The 15,691-nt window shown below is 32.2% G+C and carries 16 protein-coding genes and 1 pseudogene; 4 read left to right on the top strand and 13 right to left on the bottom strand.

All coding sequences use genetic code 11. The features are described 5' to 3' along the window. Positions 1 to 9 precede the first annotated feature (9 nt). Positions 10 to 1,701 (top strand): M3 family oligoendopeptidase, encoded by a 1,692-nt coding sequence (locus tag BAQ49_RS15095; RefSeq protein WP_071745990.1) that lies wholly within the window; start codon positions 10 to 12, stop codon positions 1,699 to 1,701. Between the two features lie 70 nt (positions 1,702 to 1,771). Here the strand turns inward: BAQ49_RS15095 and BAQ49_RS15090 are convergent, their stop codons facing one another. Beyond that, the gene (locus BAQ49_RS15090) at positions 1,772 to 2,848 is read right to left on the bottom strand and encodes a helix-turn-helix domain-containing protein (protein ID WP_071745989.1); all 1,077 of its coding nucleotides are present in this window, start codon (positions 2,846 to 2,848) and stop codon (positions 1,772 to 1,774) included. Positions 2,849 to 3,177: 329 nt separating this feature from the next. On the opposite strand from BAQ49_RS15090, the gene BAQ49_RS15085 reads away from it, so the two are divergent. Continuing rightward, positions 3,178 to 4,149 (top strand): phosphotransferase enzyme family protein, encoded by a 972-nt coding sequence (locus BAQ49_RS15085; RefSeq protein WP_071746270.1) that lies wholly within the window; start codon positions 3,178 to 3,180, stop codon positions 4,147 to 4,149. A gap of 337 nt (positions 4,150 to 4,486) precedes the next feature. On the opposite strand, the gene BAQ49_RS15080 is transcribed toward BAQ49_RS15085, so the two are convergent. From BAQ49_RS15080 to BAQ49_RS15065, 5 genes are all read right to left on the bottom strand, one after another. Then, positions 4,487 to 6,370, bottom strand: a complete 1,884-nt coding sequence (locus BAQ49_RS15080; RefSeq protein ID WP_071745988.1) for a hypothetical protein — start codon at positions 6,368 to 6,370, stop codon at positions 4,487 to 4,489. After that, a complete protein-coding gene (locus BAQ49_RS15075) occupies positions 6,355 to 6,879 on the bottom strand; it encodes an ATP-binding cassette domain-containing protein (protein ID WP_274605846.1) in 525 nt (174 codons plus the stop codon). The genes BAQ49_RS15080 and BAQ49_RS15075 overlap by 16 nt, the downstream gene beginning before the upstream one ends. Next, entirely contained in the window at positions 6,876 to 7,154 is a 279-nt protein-coding gene (locus BAQ49_RS33915; protein WP_274605845.1) for an ATP-binding cassette domain-containing protein, read from the bottom strand. Before BAQ49_RS33915 ends, BAQ49_RS15075 begins: the two co-directional genes overlap by 4 nt. 118 nt (positions 7,155 to 7,272) lie before the next feature. After that, entirely contained in the window at positions 7,273 to 8,025 is a 753-nt protein-coding gene (locus tag BAQ49_RS15070) for an aminoglycoside phosphotransferase family protein (RefSeq protein ID WP_071745987.1), read from the bottom strand. Positions 8,026 to 8,141: 116 nt separating this feature from the next. After that, positions 8,142 to 8,936: a VOC family protein gene (locus BAQ49_RS15065; protein WP_071745986.1), complete on the bottom strand. Its 795-nt coding sequence runs from the start codon at positions 8,934 to 8,936 to the stop codon at positions 8,142 to 8,144. A gap of 251 nt (positions 8,937 to 9,187) precedes the next feature. Between BAQ49_RS15065 and BAQ49_RS15060 the strand changes: the two genes are divergently transcribed. After that, positions 9,188 to 9,631, top strand: a complete 444-nt coding sequence (locus BAQ49_RS15060) for a carboxymuconolactone decarboxylase family protein (protein ID WP_071745985.1) — start codon at positions 9,188 to 9,190, stop codon at positions 9,629 to 9,631. Between the two features lie 112 nt (positions 9,632 to 9,743). Here the strand turns inward: BAQ49_RS15060 and BAQ49_RS15055 are convergent. The 3 genes and pseudogenes from BAQ49_RS15055 to BAQ49_RS15045 all read right to left on the bottom strand — a co-directional run. Continuing rightward, positions 9,744 to 9,950 (bottom strand): annotated as a pseudogene (locus tag BAQ49_RS15055) (alpha/beta hydrolase); the annotation flags it as partial. 146 nt (positions 9,951 to 10,096) lie between these two features. Further along, positions 10,097 to 10,849 carry a class I SAM-dependent methyltransferase gene (locus tag BAQ49_RS15050; RefSeq protein ID WP_071745984.1) on the bottom strand — a complete coding sequence of 251 codons (753 nt, stop codon included), beginning with the start codon at positions 10,847 to 10,849 and terminating at the stop codon, positions 10,097 to 10,099. A gap of 269 nt (positions 10,850 to 11,118) precedes the next feature. Beyond that, a complete protein-coding gene (locus tag BAQ49_RS15045; protein WP_071745983.1) occupies positions 11,119 to 11,457 on the bottom strand; it encodes a winged helix-turn-helix transcriptional regulator in 339 nt (112 codons plus the stop codon). 176 nt (positions 11,458 to 11,633) lie between these two features. Between BAQ49_RS15045 and BAQ49_RS15040 the strand changes: the two genes are divergently transcribed. Next, on the top strand, positions 11,634 to 12,350 hold the full coding sequence (locus tag BAQ49_RS15040; protein WP_071745982.1) for an SDR family oxidoreductase: 717 nt from the start codon (positions 11,634 to 11,636) through the stop codon (positions 12,348 to 12,350). 42 nt (positions 12,351 to 12,392) lie between these two features. Here the strand turns inward: BAQ49_RS15040 and BAQ49_RS15035 are convergent, their stop codons facing one another. The 4 genes from BAQ49_RS15035 to BAQ49_RS15020 all read right to left on the bottom strand — a co-directional run bounded on the left by BAQ49_RS15035 (position 12,393) and on the right by BAQ49_RS15020 (position 15,492). After that, entirely contained in the window at positions 12,393 to 12,968 is a 576-nt protein-coding gene (locus tag BAQ49_RS15035) for an NUDIX hydrolase (RefSeq protein ID WP_071745981.1), read from the bottom strand. Positions 12,969 to 13,190: 222 nt separating this feature from the next. Next, positions 13,191 to 14,642, bottom strand: a complete 1,452-nt coding sequence (locus BAQ49_RS15030) for a serine hydrolase domain-containing protein (protein ID WP_071745980.1) — start codon at positions 14,640 to 14,642, stop codon at positions 13,191 to 13,193. After that, positions 14,642 to 15,154, bottom strand: a complete 513-nt coding sequence (locus BAQ49_RS15025) for a DUF1129 domain-containing protein (RefSeq protein ID WP_071745979.1) — start codon at positions 15,152 to 15,154, stop codon at positions 14,642 to 14,644. Before BAQ49_RS15025 ends, BAQ49_RS15030 begins: the two co-directional genes overlap by 1 nt. Next, positions 15,151 to 15,492: a PadR family transcriptional regulator gene (locus BAQ49_RS15020; protein WP_002032268.1), complete on the bottom strand. Its 342-nt coding sequence runs from the start codon at positions 15,490 to 15,492 to the stop codon at positions 15,151 to 15,153. The genes BAQ49_RS15025 and BAQ49_RS15020 overlap by 4 nt, the downstream gene beginning before the upstream one ends. Positions 15,493 to 15,691: the final 199 nt, after the last annotated feature.

The raw sequence follows: 15,691 nt of genomic DNA, 5'->3' as shown, positions 1-15,691 counted from the left end.
GGGTAAATAATGCAGAACTCTAATACGATCGATATCCGTAATATACATGAGCTAGAAAACGAATTGTCTACTTTATTAAGTAAACCTATTTCTTCAGAAGAAGATTTAGAAAATTGGTTGAAAATACAGTCGAAATTAATATGGAAAATCGAAGAACAATTAAGATTACACTATATTGCTTTTCAATGTAATACCGATAACAAAGAAATAAAAGATAGGTTTGCATTTGATCAACAATATGTAAGGCCTCTTTTGAAACGTTATCAAAATTCATTTGATAATAAATATTTAGAATCACCATTTCGAATGCTACTTGATCCAAAAACTTATAGCATACTAGATAAAAAAATAAAAAATGCACAAACATTATTTTGTGAAAAGAACATTGATTTAGAAGTGAAAGAAGACAAATTAGTAACCGAATACTTCGAAATCACAGGGAGTTTAACTGCGATATGGGATGGCGAAGAAAAAACGATAACTGAATTACAATCATATTTACAAGATCCTAATCGAAATATACGTAAAAAAGCAAAAAGACTTATCTCAGAACAGTTTTTGTCTGTTGAAAAAGATCTCCAAAACATCTTAAATAAATTGATTGAAATACGTCATCAAAAAGCAAAAAACATTCAACTAGATAATTATCGTGATTATATGTTTAAAAAATATGAACGCTCTGATTATACGGCTGATGATTGCTATGAACTTGCTGAATCTGTTCGTAAATACGTTGTACCACTTATTGATAATATATTTAATGAGAAAAAAGCTGAACTTCAAGTAGATACACTTCGTCCATGGGATCTAAAAGCAGCCGCACCAAATCAAAAAGTATTAAAACCCATTGAAGACGAAAGTGATTTAATCGAAAAAAGTTCTCATATTTTACAAAAACTAGACCCAGAATTTTCTGCATTATTGAGCCGTATGCATAAAAATGATTGCTTAGATTTAGAAAGTCGTAAAGGAAAAGCACCTGGAGGATTTTGCGAACACTTACCTGGTTCTCAATTATCTTTTATTTTTATGAATCTCAATCATACACATTATGATGTTACTACTTTCCTCCATGAAATGGGCCATAGTATTCATAATGAATGTATGAAGCAGCTAGAGCTACAAAAATATTTAGAAATCCCTTCAGAATCAGCTGAGCTAGCCAGCATGACAATGGAATTATTTTCGATGGAGTATTGGGATACATTTTATGAGAATACAGAAGAATTTATAAAAGCAAAATTAGATTTCTTTAAAGATATTGTTAAGTATTTACCACAAATGATTATCGTTGATCAATTCCAACATTGGATGTATGAAAATCCAAATCATACTGCTAAAGAAAGAAATGAAAAATATTTAGAATTACATAACACTTACCAATCGAATGTGGTAAATATTGAAGGTTATGAAGACTGGATAGCAACTGGCTGGTTACCCGTACTACACATATTCGAAATACCATTCTATTATATCGAATATGCAATCGCGCAACTTGGTGCATTGCATATGTATAAACAATATAAAGAGAATACTAAACAAGCACTACAAAATTATAAAAAAGCATTATCTCTAGGTAGCTCTGAATCCTTACCAGAGGTATATGAAGCAGCTGGAATTCGTTTTGATTTTTCTAGTGAGACAATAAAAGAATTAATGGCATTTGTAGAAGAAGAATTAAATTTACTTGAACAAATATAAGTAAAAAAGATGCACCTATACTTTTAGGTGCATCTTTTTTACTGTATTCTCTTCTAATTAGTTTCAATTTTCATCTCGTTTTATTAATAAGCTCTATATATTGTAGGTCCCCATATCCTATTGTTGGAAAAAGATTAAACAACCTTTTTAATAACTCTTGTGTTGGTAAACCTTTATTTTTGGAGATATACTTTACTACTACATTATTTTCTTTTAGCATTTCTAAATATAAATCTATCGCCTGATACATTACAGGTAGTACCTCATGAGATGGCTTTTTATGATTTACTAGAACTTCATTGTAAACAGAAAAATAGTTCCCTAATTCAAGTTCAATTTGACTAACTTTAAATTCATCCTCTCTGAAGCTATTTAAATATACTTTGCCCTTATAACCAGACTGTTCAAGGTAAGAAAGTACTGTAAGTAGATTCATTTGGCAAAACATATCTTCACCGAACCATAAAACAATACATTTATACTCTTTCTTAAAAAGATTCTCTAAAGGATGAATAACCTTTTTCATATAATTTTCTACAGTACCTTGGTGCCCTTCTGCCCTTGTTTTAATAAACTCATCATCAAAAATCTGTGCAGTAGTCGCATTTACACACATAGCTTCATTAAATGGAGCGTAATCAGACTCCCCCATTAGTTTTTCACTTTTAAATTCTTCATACATAAATTGACCATTTAATATGTTTAGTATATCTTTATCAAACAGCTCACTCTTCACATTTCGTAACTGATCAACTTCAATTTTTCTAGAAAAATTCATTCTATCCCACTCCTTGCCATCATTGATTGAGAGTTTAATAAATGATTGAACCGGTATTTTGTTAAGTTGGAATTTTCCTGGGGTTATACCAAAAACAGTTTTAAATGCTCTACTATAAGCCTCTCGCGAAGAGTAACCGTAATCAAATGCGATATCAATTATCTTTCTATCATTCGTCAAATCTTCCGTTGATAAATACAATCTTCTAAGAAGAATATATCGTCTAATACTTATCCCTGTTACTTGATGAAATTTAAACGAACAGAAGTAAGGAGAATATCCCATATAATTAGATAATTTATCTAATGAAAACTTCTTTTGTAAATTGCCCTCAATCCATTCAATCATTAGCTGTATATGTTCATTCATTTATCTCCCTCCTCACTAATAATTATAAGAAGTATCCAATTCTTTCTTTTGATATTTCTTGTGGTTTATAACATTAACCACCCTCTAGAACCTTTAATTATCATATGTAACTAATCATTTCATATTTTTTCAGCTATCTCATTTTGCCATACATTTACTTAACTTTCCAATAAAGTGAAACTTTAATCAGTGGGGGTTTGCTCCTCCCCACTAATTATTATCCCATACTAATCGGGCGTTCATGGGATAAATCTTTTTTAAAGGATTCTACCAAATAAAACACGAAATTTGTAAGTTAAGGAACTAGTAGTTTTGTGAGTGAAAAATTTATGTTTGGAAAGGAAGTTAAAATGAATAATATAGAAAAAGAGATACTTAAACTAATTAATAAACTATATCCATTGGATTTTATTGAAATGACACCAATAACAAATGAAATGTATCAATGTCTCACGGCACAAGGTACCTACTTCATTAGAATTACAAACTATAAAACATATGAAGAGCAGTTAGAAGAAGTTACATATACGAACTTTTTATATCAAAAAGGCTTAGGCGTCCCTCCAATCATACCTTCTTTAAGGGGGAATTTAGTAGAGAAAATTACATTAGACAAAGAAGTATTTGCTGTATTATATAAAGCTGCTCCTGGTATACATTTACCAAGAAACGACTGGAATTCTAATGTATTTAAAAAGCTTGGTCAACAAATTGGAAAATTACATCGTATATCTAAAGACTTTGAAAGAATTCAACCGGTAAATCATATAAACGACTGGTATGAAAATGAAGAGTATAATTTTCTTAACTATATCCCTAAAGAAGAAACTACTATAAGAGAAATTGCATTTGACGTTTTAGCTTCTATAAAGGAACTGCCAAAGAATCCTTCAAATTATGGCTTAATTCACGGAGATTTATGGTTAGAAAACATATTAGTCGAAAATAATTCAAATTTAACAATGATTGATTTTCAAGACTGTGAGAAACATTTTTATATATTCGATTTAGCGGTTCCAATCTATAGTGCGATAGAATATTCATTCGTGGGGAATGGTAACATAGTTGACTATGAGAGTTCTATTACAAAAGCAATAGTTGAAGGATACAAAGAGGAAAATGATTTACCTAAAGAGATGCTAGACCAGATACCATTGTTTACTAAATTAAAAGAGATATTCGAATATAACTTAATGCATATGTATTGGGATAAAGAAGAATTAACTGAGGAAGAAGTACGGATAATGAATCTTTATAGAATGAAGATCGAAAATAATCATTCTTTCATTAACATCACTTGACACTCCCACCCCTAAAGGGGTCAGCTGACTAATGTCAGTGGGATTCTTGCTGCCAAAGGCGAAGTCCATTTCTGGTATCGCTGACGTACAAGGTTGCAATGTGCCATTACCACTCCCACAACAGACCGTTTAGGTTCGTGGGCTACGGTACTGTGACCATACCGTACAGATTGTTGGTTCTCAAATGTTTTTACGTCTTTTGCATGACTATAAATAACGTATACCATGTTTTGCTATGCAGAAACGCTGCTTTCATCCCACGTCTAAAGACGGACTAAAGTCCTGCGTGGGATGAAAGCAGCGTAAATTCTGTAATTACTAATTTTTTAGAAAAATTCTATATTTCCTCTTTTATAAATTGATTTTCCTTCCCATGTCTTTTCTTAATTAAAATAGCTTTATACAAAGATGCTATACCTACTACAGCAAATATAATGATTATAGGAATACGAACAATATGTGGCAGGTAGCGAGGCAGAAAGAAAAGACGAACTTTTTCATCTACACTAAATATCTCAAAAATTAACGGTATTATACTTTGATGAATCAAAAAAAAGATCCCCATAAATCCTAACAGAACAACAACAGCAAGTTTTTTCTTAGGTAATTCAGCCGCTATTCTGTTATTTTTCTTTTTGTTATCATCACGCAATATTTTCATGCCACTTTTCATTGCAAATAGCAACTCAGGGCCACTTTTTTCAAGTTTTAAGTAAGCAATTCGACCAAGCCCCCAAGCTAAAAACACTCCTGTACAAATACCAGTCAGTACACCTAGCCATTGTAAGAGCTCTATATGTAGTAATGTCCCAATCCATACAACTAACAAAGCGGGTATAGCTGTTGCTAATACCATCACCATCATTAACCATGTTGTTATAAACATTTTACTGGCACTCATATCATCACCTGAGATAACGGTTCCTTTTCCGCGACGATGAGGATCAGTTATTGGGATTAAGTTAAATACAGAAAACATCATAATAAGACCTGCAGCTCCACCGAGTAATGCCGGAATTATTGCAAATACCCAAGGATAAACGAAAGTAAGTCCGCTATAAATAGTGAAAATAATTGTTGTTAAAATTGCAATCGGGCCAATAGCTATCAACCAAGCAAATTGACGACCACACACATCAATCCGTTCTGCGCCAGGCGTCGTTAATGTTAACCATAATGCACTCCCATCAAACCCATATATATTGCAGGCAAACATACTTGTGAAAACAATCATAATTACCCCTGCCCAAGGCATTAAATACGATATATGAGCGCTTGTAACTAAAATACCATAAAACACTCCTATCCAAATACCCATCCGGAGGAAACGGCCTCGTTGTGGATCTCTTGCCCAACTTTTTAATTCTTTAGTAATTATTGCTCCAATTTTCGTTTCTGAAAAGATTCGTAGAGCTTTTCTATGTTTATTAGTAGTAATCGTAACTTGGATTTTCTTAGTATCCTTCACTGTATTTTTCATCAGTAATGTCGTCCATATAAATAAAAGCAGTCCGCATAATATTGTTAAAACAATTAAAAAAACAAAAGCTAATAACCAATTGGATTGAATAGCAAACTCTACAGCAAGTATCGCCCAACTAGACGGAAACATGTAAAGAAATGTAGGCTCGTTTAGTGTTTCCCCATTAATAGCAGGAAGTGCATACCAGCCTACATTTAAAAACGCAATGATGAAACCAAAGAGCATTGCTCCCAATTCCATACCTATTCTTGATTTCATCGTCTCACCAATAATACTAGCTACTACTTTTGATAACAGCACCACAAATATTAACTGTAAAATAATTGCTGGAACTGCAACTATAGTTGCATATAAGCTAACCCTAGCTGCGTAAATTAATAATCCTACGTAGGCTATAAGACTAACAAGTGGTCCTAATCCTATAAAAGCTACAACGAGTAACGCCCTAGCAAGTTTAAATGAAGTGAGTGGAAGCAGCGCGAAATATTCAGGACGTAACATTCCATCTCCCCCAGAAAGAAGCGGGCCCAAAATCCACCCTACTGTCCACAGAGCGAATACCACATATAGGATACTTTTTGAAACGTTATGTTCTGTAGGATAAAAAGAAAAGAGCACAATGGTTCCAATTGCAATCAATAAACCAACTATTCCTGTAATAGTTAAAAGAACTGCTTTACCACTATTCATTGAATTTTTTAGGATTGATAACTTCATTCGAATCAAAACACTAACCAAGATAGTTCTCCTCCTTTAACAGCAGGAATGCCTACTAGCTGAACGAAAATGTCTTCGAGCGTTTCATCACCGCAAACATCTTCCATTGTTCCTGAAGAAACCACTTTTCCTTTGGAAATAATTGCAACGTGATCACAAAGTTGTTCAACTAACGCCATGACGTGACTTGAAAATACTACTGAACCACCAGAACTAACAAATTTCTGTAAAATCTTTTTAATTGTAGTTGCAGAAATAGGATCTACCGCCTCAAATGGTTCATCGAGAATGAGTAATTTCGGTGCATGGAGGAGTGCAAGTGCAAGACCAATTTTTTTACGCATGCCAGTAGAATAATTGATAACTAGCGTTCCTTCAGCATTATTCAATTCTAGTATTGTAAGTAATTCTTCTGTTCGTCGATTAACTTCTTTGGCACTCATTCCCCTTAACAGGCCCATATATGTTAATAATTCGCGACCAGTAAGTCTTTCCGGCAAGGCCAATCCATCTGGTAATACCCCGATCAATGTCTTTGCTTGTGTCGGATTTCCCCAAACATCAACCCCAAAACTTTAGCGTTCCCGCCATCTGGTCGTAATAAACCAACAGCCATCGACAACGAAGTAGTTTTTCCTGCCCCATTAGGGCCAACAACTCCATAAAAAGATCCCCTCGGAACAGTTAAATCAATATGATTGACTGCAATAAACTCGCCGAATTGTTTATACAGCTTCGAAATTTGTAGCGCGGGAGCAGATTCCTCCCATTCAGGTTCCCCTGAAATCGATTCAAAAGATTTCATAAAATGGATTCCTCCTTTGCAAATTTAATATCTGATTGTAAATCTCAATACCTTTACTCATCGGTTTGTATTGCTAGAACGTATTTAATTTAAAAATTAAAATGGCGAAAGTTTTTCTTTAATTACAATACTGTGCTACCAGATCATTCAAATATTCAATGTTTGTAGCAGATACATTTTCAGATATTCTAGCCGCAATAATAATAGGTGCCCATTGAAAAATCTCATTTCTTGATATTCGGGTATTCCTGCAATATATATGTAAATACATTTCAGCTAATTCTCCAGAAGATTGTGAGTACAACAAGTATGTTCGAAACACATCTGCTCGAATATCACCTAAACTAGCATCAACCCAATCTATAGCTTTCACATAATCATTACTCATAATTAAATTAAACGGATGAAAATCACCATGACATAATCTTGGTTCAAACACGATTGAATCCATTTTGCTCAATATATTCTTCTTTTGTTTCTCATCTAGATTTTGAACAGATTGAATTTGACGATAAAGTCTCTCTTCCATCTGTTCTATTTCATCCGATCTTACAGAAATAGCATGAATCTTTTGTTGTTCATTAACACACATACTTATGTAATGCTCCGCTTCACTTAAATTATTTAGCAGAAGCTCACCAATACTTTTCCCTTTTACATATTCCATAATAATCGCTTGTCTACCTTGTATCTCTGTAACTTCAAACACTTTAGGAACGTGTAAACCACGTGAATATGCATACTTCTGTTTTTGTGCTTCATATAGAGATTCTGTATTAGGAAGGTATTCTTTAAATAATTTCACAACTTTATTATTACAAAGGTAAATTTCAGCAGTATTTCCTTTTGCTATCGGATTTCCCAAATTCAATTCATTTCTCTCCTTACAGTAAATTAGGATAACGCCTTATACTCCTCTATAAATTCAGTGTAATTATGCTGAAACCCTTCTTCATGGAAATGCAAAAAACCTACCACCTCCTATAATTATATAGAAAGTGGTAAGTTTAATTTTCTAGGAGTATCTGAATGAAACTCCGGTGTATGCAAGATTGAAAATTTATACCCATGTTGTATAAATAATACTTCATTATGTTTACTTTCAAATGGAACACTATTTTTCTTAAATTTATTTTGGATTCGTTCTAAAAATGCTTGATCAGATGTTCCGAAAGAAACATGTACTTTCGGTGGTAAAGCTTTCATCGCAATTGGAATCCAGGGCCTCTGCCACCAAGTCGCAACAATATATGCAGTGCCACCAATAACAAAGTTGAAAATATCCCCATCTTCCATCGTTTTCATATCTAGATTTGATTTCAACCATTCTGTAAATACAGGTACACTTTTAACCGGAAGACCAATTTCCCTTACGTATAAAATGTTTAACGGTGAATGGAGGACTAATACATCCTCTTTAACATAACTATGTGCGATAATTTCGAGAAGATTCCCATCTCCGTCTTTAAAGTATAAATTGAATAGACCGTTCTCCTCACCAATTGTATTTCCATCTTTCCATTTCACAATGAGTAATCCAGATCCTTCAAGCCATCTTGCTGTTTCATGAAATTTTGAATATGGAATCTCAAAAGCGAAATGCGCAGGTGCAATTGGTTCATACACTTCCTGAAAACTAATTGTTGTGTATGGCGTTACTTCAAATTGAATAAATGATGCTGTTTCTTTTTTTATTGGAAAAGATAATATATCTCCGTATACTTGTTTTACTCCTTCTATAGAAACAGTTTGTAGTTTTATATCTGAAATGTGTGTAATCATTATAATAAACCTCCAAATTCATTATTTCTATTAGTATTGTATTTCAAAAACTAACAGGAAAAATCCATCTGGAGATTGAAACTTTAATTAACAAACTACTACTTTTGTATTAGAACAGTTAAGTTAACATTATCGGCTAATGCAATAAAATCTTAACTTCAAGCAGTTTGCGTTTTAGTACAAATAATTGGTATGAACGACCACATCAAGATATAATGAATAATATCTAAAGCTAAAAGGAGTGTTGTATTGTGACTCAAAGAATTTCTTACTATGATGCTGCACCTGATGCTATGAAAATTATGATGGACATGGAAAAGTACACAAAACAATCAACGATTAATCGAACGACTAGAGAGCTTATTAAAATTAGAGTTTCTCAAATCAATGGCTGTGCTTACTGCATAGATTTACATACATCTGATGCGCGAAAAATGGGAGAGACTGAACAAAGAATTTATTGCTTAAGTACTTGGGATGAATGTACTTTTTATACAGCAAAGGAAAAGGTCGCTATTGAACTAGCTGAGCATATTACACTTATTCCTACTAAAAGAGTTCCTGATTCCCTATATAAACGAGTATGTGAACATTATGACGAAAAACAATATATCGACCTTGTCTTGATTATTAATCAAATTAATAGTTGGAATAGAATTTCTATCGCAATGGGAAATACACCGGCTAAAAAATAACACTCTAAACAAACAACTTACTTACTCTATACGTTATTTTTTATTACATACGCTTCAAAAAGGTTGATTCTTATAGATTACAAGAATCAACCTTTTTAAGTTATATTTGACTTTACCAATGTTTTCTTATTTCTTCTACTATAACTTTTGGATAATCCCAATATAACAGATGGGTCGAATTTGGGATTAGTTTTACTGTCGCTCTTGTTCTCTCACTAAAAATACTCGCTGCCTTCCTTCTATATTCATCCCAAATTTCTGGTACTGTAGCACGGAGTAATATTATATTAGATGGTAACTCCTCATATATATCCATAGTACCGTTTCACAACAAACATCCTTAATATTTCGATTTTTAGATTTATACTATATTTATTTCTATTATTTTCAAGTTTTCCCTGCATTTTTTCCCTACAAAAAAGCTGCCTTTCCTTAAACGAAAAGCAGCTTTTACACTAAAATACCTTATGATTTAACAGCAATAATCATAAACCTTTTCGAATTCGTACGAATACCTTTTTTAGAACTATTAGTGTCAATGAACTTTTGTAAAATATTAAAATCCTCCTCCACTTCTCCGAATCTAGGAATAATAGGAGTATGTTTTAATAAGAAAATGAGATCTTCAGGCGTACTGTAATAATCAGTAACATCATATTCACGTACTTGGGCGAGTTCAAATCCTGAATTAGTCAGTTCACTCACATATTTTTCTTTTAAAGTACCATCTCTTTCACCTAAACATTGCCCTCTTCCAAATGCTTCTTTTAAATTTAATTTATCATGTTCACTAACTTGTTGTGTTAAGAAAAAAGCACCTTTTTTTATTACTTTTGCCAATTCAGATGCTACAAACGGCGCATGACAACTTGAAGCAATATCAAAATAAGCATGCGGAAACGTTAAAGCTTCAGAATCCATTTGAAGAAATTCAACGTTTTGTACACCTGCTTTATTCAAATTAGAATGTGCTGTTTTAATCATTCCATTAGAATTATCTATCCCAATCAGTGATGCAGCTGAAGATGCTATTTTTAATACATTTTCTCCTCCACCTGTGCCAACATCAAGTAGAATATGTGATGGTTTACATTTTTCTTTCACTTCACTATAAAAGTCCCAAGTGTCTCCTACAGTCTCACATTTTAGCTTACTAAAATCCCAGCCGTTTTCACTTCCCACTTTATCATAAAAGTTTTTGTACTCTAATTCATTCATTTTATTATTTCCCCTTTGCTAAAATGTATTAAATGTTTATGATGATCATTGAAATAGACTCAAAGTTAATACTTTCGTAAATCTCCTTTTATATCTGATACGCATTTTTTCAGCCCCGAACAACTAGTTACTTCGAACAGTATGGTATTTCATCCCTCCTACCTCAGTTGGAGGATTATATGTATAATAGCCTTTAATAGTATTATATATTATGAAATATAAATTATTAATACTATTTCTACATACCACATAAAGTTTACATAATAATATTATATTTTATTTTTATCGATATATTCTAAATGTCCTCTTCCCCAACCACACATACTATCCAAAACAATACTGACTGTTTTTCCATGTTCAGTTAAGCTATATTCCACTTTAGGTGGTATTTCTTGATAAATCTCGCGTTTTATTAGTTGATCGTGCTCTAGTTCACGAAGCTGCTTCGCTAATGTTCCTTGAGAAATGTCTGGTATTAATCGCTTTAATTCACCAAACCGTTTCGTTCCATCTGTTAATAATATAAATAAAATGAGTGGCTTCCATTTACCCCCGATTATTTGTAATGTTGCTATTCCCCCTTTTAATTTCGGTTCCTCTAAATTCATTTTCCTCACCACTCCCCCCAGTAATTTTTTATATTATGTATCCGTACAATAAGCGATTAGTACGAAATTCGCGACTAAGTACATATAAAGTGCGTACTTTTCAGTAGTAATTTTTTAACGAATAATAAAATTAACACAACTTATTTTAAATCTTATATTAAGGGAGATGTTTAATCATGTCTATTACTGTATTAAAAAATAAACATATCGTTATCATTGGCGGGAGTTCTGGTATTGGATTAGCAACAGCAAAACAAGCAATTGAACAAGGTGCACATGTTATTATTGCAGGACGCTCGGAAGAAAAATTAATGCTTGCTCGAGAAGTAATAAATAACAACCATCTTCAAACTTATGTATTGGATAACCAAGATAAAAACCAGTTACAAGATTTTTTCAAGAAAGTTGGGAATTTTGATCATTTATTCACACCAGGAGCCTCTTACACACTTGGACCAATAACTGCTACGGATGATATCGCCGAAAGCAGCTTTATCGGAAAGTTTTGGCCTCAATATTATGCCGTAAAATATGCCATTCCTGTTCTTTCTAATTCTGGATCTATTGTGTTAATGTCCGGTGCATTTAGTCAAAGACCACTTAAAGGTGCACCTGCTTATGGAGCTTGTAATGGCGCTATTGAAAGCTTAGGGAAAGCTTTAGCTGTTGAATTAGCTCCAATTAGAGTTAATGTTGTTTCTCCTGGAACGATACGAAGGGAAAATGAACAAAACGAAAATAGACTAGCTGCTTATGAAGCTTATAAATCTCTTTCTATTGTACAGAGACCTGGGCATAATGATGAAATTGCACATACTGTCCTGTATTTAATGCAAAATGGCTTTACTACAGGCAATGTATTGTTTCCTGATGGAGGATACACATACCATTAAATTATTTAAAACAAAAGCCCCTTATTAAGGTGGCTTTTGTTGCTAATTTAGAAACTGCTGAAGTAATACAGGATCCTTTTTTGAAAGTTCTGCTAAAAATAAAAGTTGAGGAAAAGGTTGTAAGATTAACTCTTTATCCACTTTTTCTTTCAATATAGCCATTCCACCTTGCTTAATATAATCGTTTAGTGTTATTTCCTTTCTACAAATTAGCCTAATATCACTTACTGAAAGTAATAATAGTCCATTTGTTTCAGAAGATGGATTTGGCTCATTTTCTGAATGTGCAATATACATAATAGATAAAGTTTCATATGGACTATCAATAATTAATATTGGAGCGACTTCATTTTCTACTTTTATTTTCTTTGATTGTGCATTCCAATTCTCTTTGTAGTATGTACTTGGTGAACTCAATATAGTAATATCAATAGCAGCTTCTTCTTTCACTTCTCTTTTAGCGGTTTCTACTGCTGTCTCATTGTTTTCTTTATGGCCTCCCAGCCTTACTACACCTAATCTATCGCCTTTTCTTGTTGGACCAACTTGAAAAATAAATAGATTATTATAAAGAACATACGCGCCAGATGTTCTTACGTCTCTATTAATATCTATCAAAATTCCCCCTCCAAATCATTAAAACATTATGAAACACCACTATTTAGTTTTGCATGTCTACTAAGTTTAATTTCTGGTCTGTTGCAACCCTTAAAAGGAATGTAATTTTTAGATTTTGGGATTTACATCTACTTCGAAACTCAACTTTATCTTAAATATTGACATTGTGTGAGAGTCACCTATTTTTAACAACTTAAATTATATTTCTTCAATTATTTATCCTTATACTTTCTTTCTCCTCAAGGCTATAAATATTGATATTAGTCCGTTCACAGCTAATAAAATTACTGTAATACTAGTGAGTAAAGCTACATCTGCTGCAAACAATTTAATCGTATGCCACGGTGAATTTGTGCAATAAATAAGAAGTTGGATTAAAATAATAGATAATAGTAGAAATATACTCCCAACGAACAGCCAAGTTAGTTTTTTACAAGTTTTCTTACGTTTATACTTTTTCACTAACATAATTGATGTAAAAATAAGTGAGAGTGTGACTATCGACATAACAATCTGTGTGAATGGTATGTTTTTAGGGATATCACCAGGTTTTTCCCCATTCAAAATACTAATAATCCCCTTTTTCAATACCGTTAATGCTGTTTCTTCTAATACATGATTTTTATTCGTTAAAATCACGCCAGCCCAGCCACTTTTATTTAAAGTAAACATTTCTGCACGAGCATCAGGCGTTGATCCTGAATGCCAAACCATCGTTTCGCTTTCATTTATATTTGTTGTTCTTAATCCAAACCCATAACTTTTTTCTGAATTTATTTTATAAAGCGGTGATAGATAAAGATCCATGCTTTCTTTCTTTAAAAATTGAGTGTGGTCTTGGTGATTCAAAAACATTATAAATTGAATCATATCTTCCAAATTCGCGGTAATATAACCATACGGTGCCCCAGCATTATCATAGGACACTACACTTTTTCTAGGTATACCAAACCAAGATTGATAACCTGTTAAATAGCCTTTTTCATATGCACTTTCTTTATTTGCCGCTGCGCCATTCATTTTTAAAGGCTGAAAAACATGCTTTTCTATATATGAAGAATATGTTTCATTTGTGACTGCCTCAATAAGGGCACCAAGTATCATATAATTTGCATTACTATATTGATACTTTTCCCCTGGTGGAGCATTTGATTTTACTTTTGAAAGTTTCATTACATTTTCCTTTAATGCTTTAGAACTCTTTAATTGTTTATCTGATAATGCTAAGCCTTCATATGTGTTTATTCCACTTGTATGAGTTAGTAGATGTTGGATTGTTATATTTGAAGTTGATTGTGTATCTTTTAGTTTAAACGAAGGAAGATGTTGTTGAACTGAATCCTCTAATTTTATTTTTTTATCTTCTATTAACTTGACTATAGCTAAAGCTGTTAAAGATTTACTTATTGAGCCAATCGCAAATGGGGTTTTACTAGTTACCTTTTTTTCAGACTCCCCAGTAATCCCCCATGTTTTTGTGAAGAATACATCTTTATTATGTACAATTGCAACGGAAGCTCCAGGAATGTTCTGTTCCTTTATAAATTTTTCAATATATTTATCTAATGTAACTTTAATATTTTGCTGAGCGTAAACTTTTGGATGTACGATACAAAACATTAATACATTACAAAGAATACAAATTAGAAATACTTTATACATGGTTTTCTTCATTATACTTTAGATAACTTTCTTTTTTTATAACTTACTAAGCTAATAAATACTACTGCAGAGAGCGTAAAACTAATCATTATTAATATAGAATTCCACCATTGATTCTCTGCTATACGATATAAAAGATTATAATTAAATGTATTTTTTCTATTAGTTCCGTTAAATGATTCAGTTAAAAATAGTGAAAGTGTAGTTTGTGAGATGAGGTAAGTAATAACTGCGATGAATATGCCACCTAAGATAAATGTGCTCGAATTTCTCTTTTCATTTTGAAGTTGTCTCATTTTAACTTGTAGGTCAATTTCACTTATTTCTAAAAAATCTTGAACAAATAATTGAGGCGTACCTAGATCATTTATACTATCCTCTCCATTTTCACAACATTCTTGAATATGCTCTAATATTTGTTGCTTAATATTTTCCCTTTCTTCTAAGCTGATATCGTATTGCTTTAATTCCTTAAGTACGTCAGTTAAAAATTGCTTTTCTTTACCGTTTAATTCATTCCTCATTTCAGAAGGTCTCCTTTCAAACCACTTTTTAATAATGTTTGAATATCAGATTGCAATTCTAACCACTCATTAATTTTTTTCTCAAGACGTATTTTCCCGTTTTCATTAATTTCATAATAGATTCTAACTTTACCACTGTCTGTTACTTCTTGATAAGTATTTACCCACTCTTGATTTTTTAACTTAGTTAAAATAGGGTAAATACTTCCTACTCCTTTCAATTTTAAATTGTGTACTTCAAGTTCTTTCATAATTTCATAACCATAGCTTTTCTTTTTCGACAAAATAGATAACACACACATTTCTAAATGACCTTTAATTAAACTTGTTTTGTCCATAGGATAAATTTAACAGAAATATATACTTCATTCAAGTATATATTTCTGTTAAATTTAAAAAATCAGACAATAAAACAAAAAAATTATAAACACCAATTAGCATTCATTACCTTTATTTATCTCTAATCGTCACTTTTATAATATAATAATTACATAATATATCAATCGTTTATCCCTTTTAGTTTTCAATCCCCCTGAC

Source organism: Bacillus proteolyticus, from assembly GCF_001884065.1.
Classification (GTDB): Bacteria; Bacillota; Bacilli; order Bacillales; family Bacillaceae_G; genus Bacillus_A; species Bacillus_A proteolyticus.
The sequence above is the reverse complement of the archived record's forward strand: the minus strand, read 5'-3'. Positions and strand labels throughout refer to the sequence as shown.

What these genes read in the sequence shown, in the direction of transcription:
- BAQ49_RS15030 (WP_071745980.1), bottom strand. Translation starts at nt 14,642, where the DNA reads ATGAAGAAAACCATGTATAAAGTATTTCTAATTTGTATTCTTTGTAAT.
- BAQ49_RS15040 (WP_071745982.1), top strand. Translation starts at nt 11,634, where the DNA reads ATGTCTATTACTGTATTAAAAAATAAACATATCGTTATCATTGGCGGG.
- BAQ49_RS15090 (WP_071745989.1), bottom strand. Translation starts at nt 2,848, where the DNA reads ATGAATGAACATATACAGCTAATGATTGAATGGATTGAGGGCAATTTA.
- BAQ49_RS15025 (WP_071745979.1), bottom strand. Translation starts at nt 15,154, where the DNA reads ATGAGGAATGAATTAAACGGTAAAGAAAAGCAATTTTTAACTGACGTA.
- BAQ49_RS15050 (WP_071745984.1), bottom strand. Translation starts at nt 10,849, where the DNA reads ATGAATGAATTAGAGTACAAAAACTTTTATGATAAAGTGGGAAGTGAA.
- BAQ49_RS15085 (WP_071746270.1), top strand. Translation starts at nt 3,178, where the DNA reads ATGTTTGGAAAGGAAGTTAAAATGAATAATATAGAAAAAGAGATACTT.
- BAQ49_RS15095 (WP_071745990.1), top strand. Translation starts at nt 10, where the DNA reads ATGCAGAACTCTAATACGATCGATATCCGTAATATACATGAGCTAGAA.
- BAQ49_RS15020 (WP_002032268.1), bottom strand. Translation starts at nt 15,492, where the DNA reads ATGGACAAAACAAGTTTAATTAAAGGTCATTTAGAAATGTGTGTGTTA.
- BAQ49_RS15065 (WP_071745986.1), bottom strand. Translation starts at nt 8,936, where the DNA reads ATGATTACACACATTTCAGATATAAAACTACAAACTGTTTCTATAGAA.
- BAQ49_RS33915 (WP_274605845.1), bottom strand. Translation starts at nt 7,154, where the DNA reads ATGAAATCTTTTGAATCGATTTCAGGGGAACCTGAATGGGAGGAATCT.
- BAQ49_RS15045 (WP_071745983.1), bottom strand. Translation starts at nt 11,457, where the DNA reads ATGAATTTAGAGGAACCGAAATTAAAAGGGGGAATAGCAACATTACAA.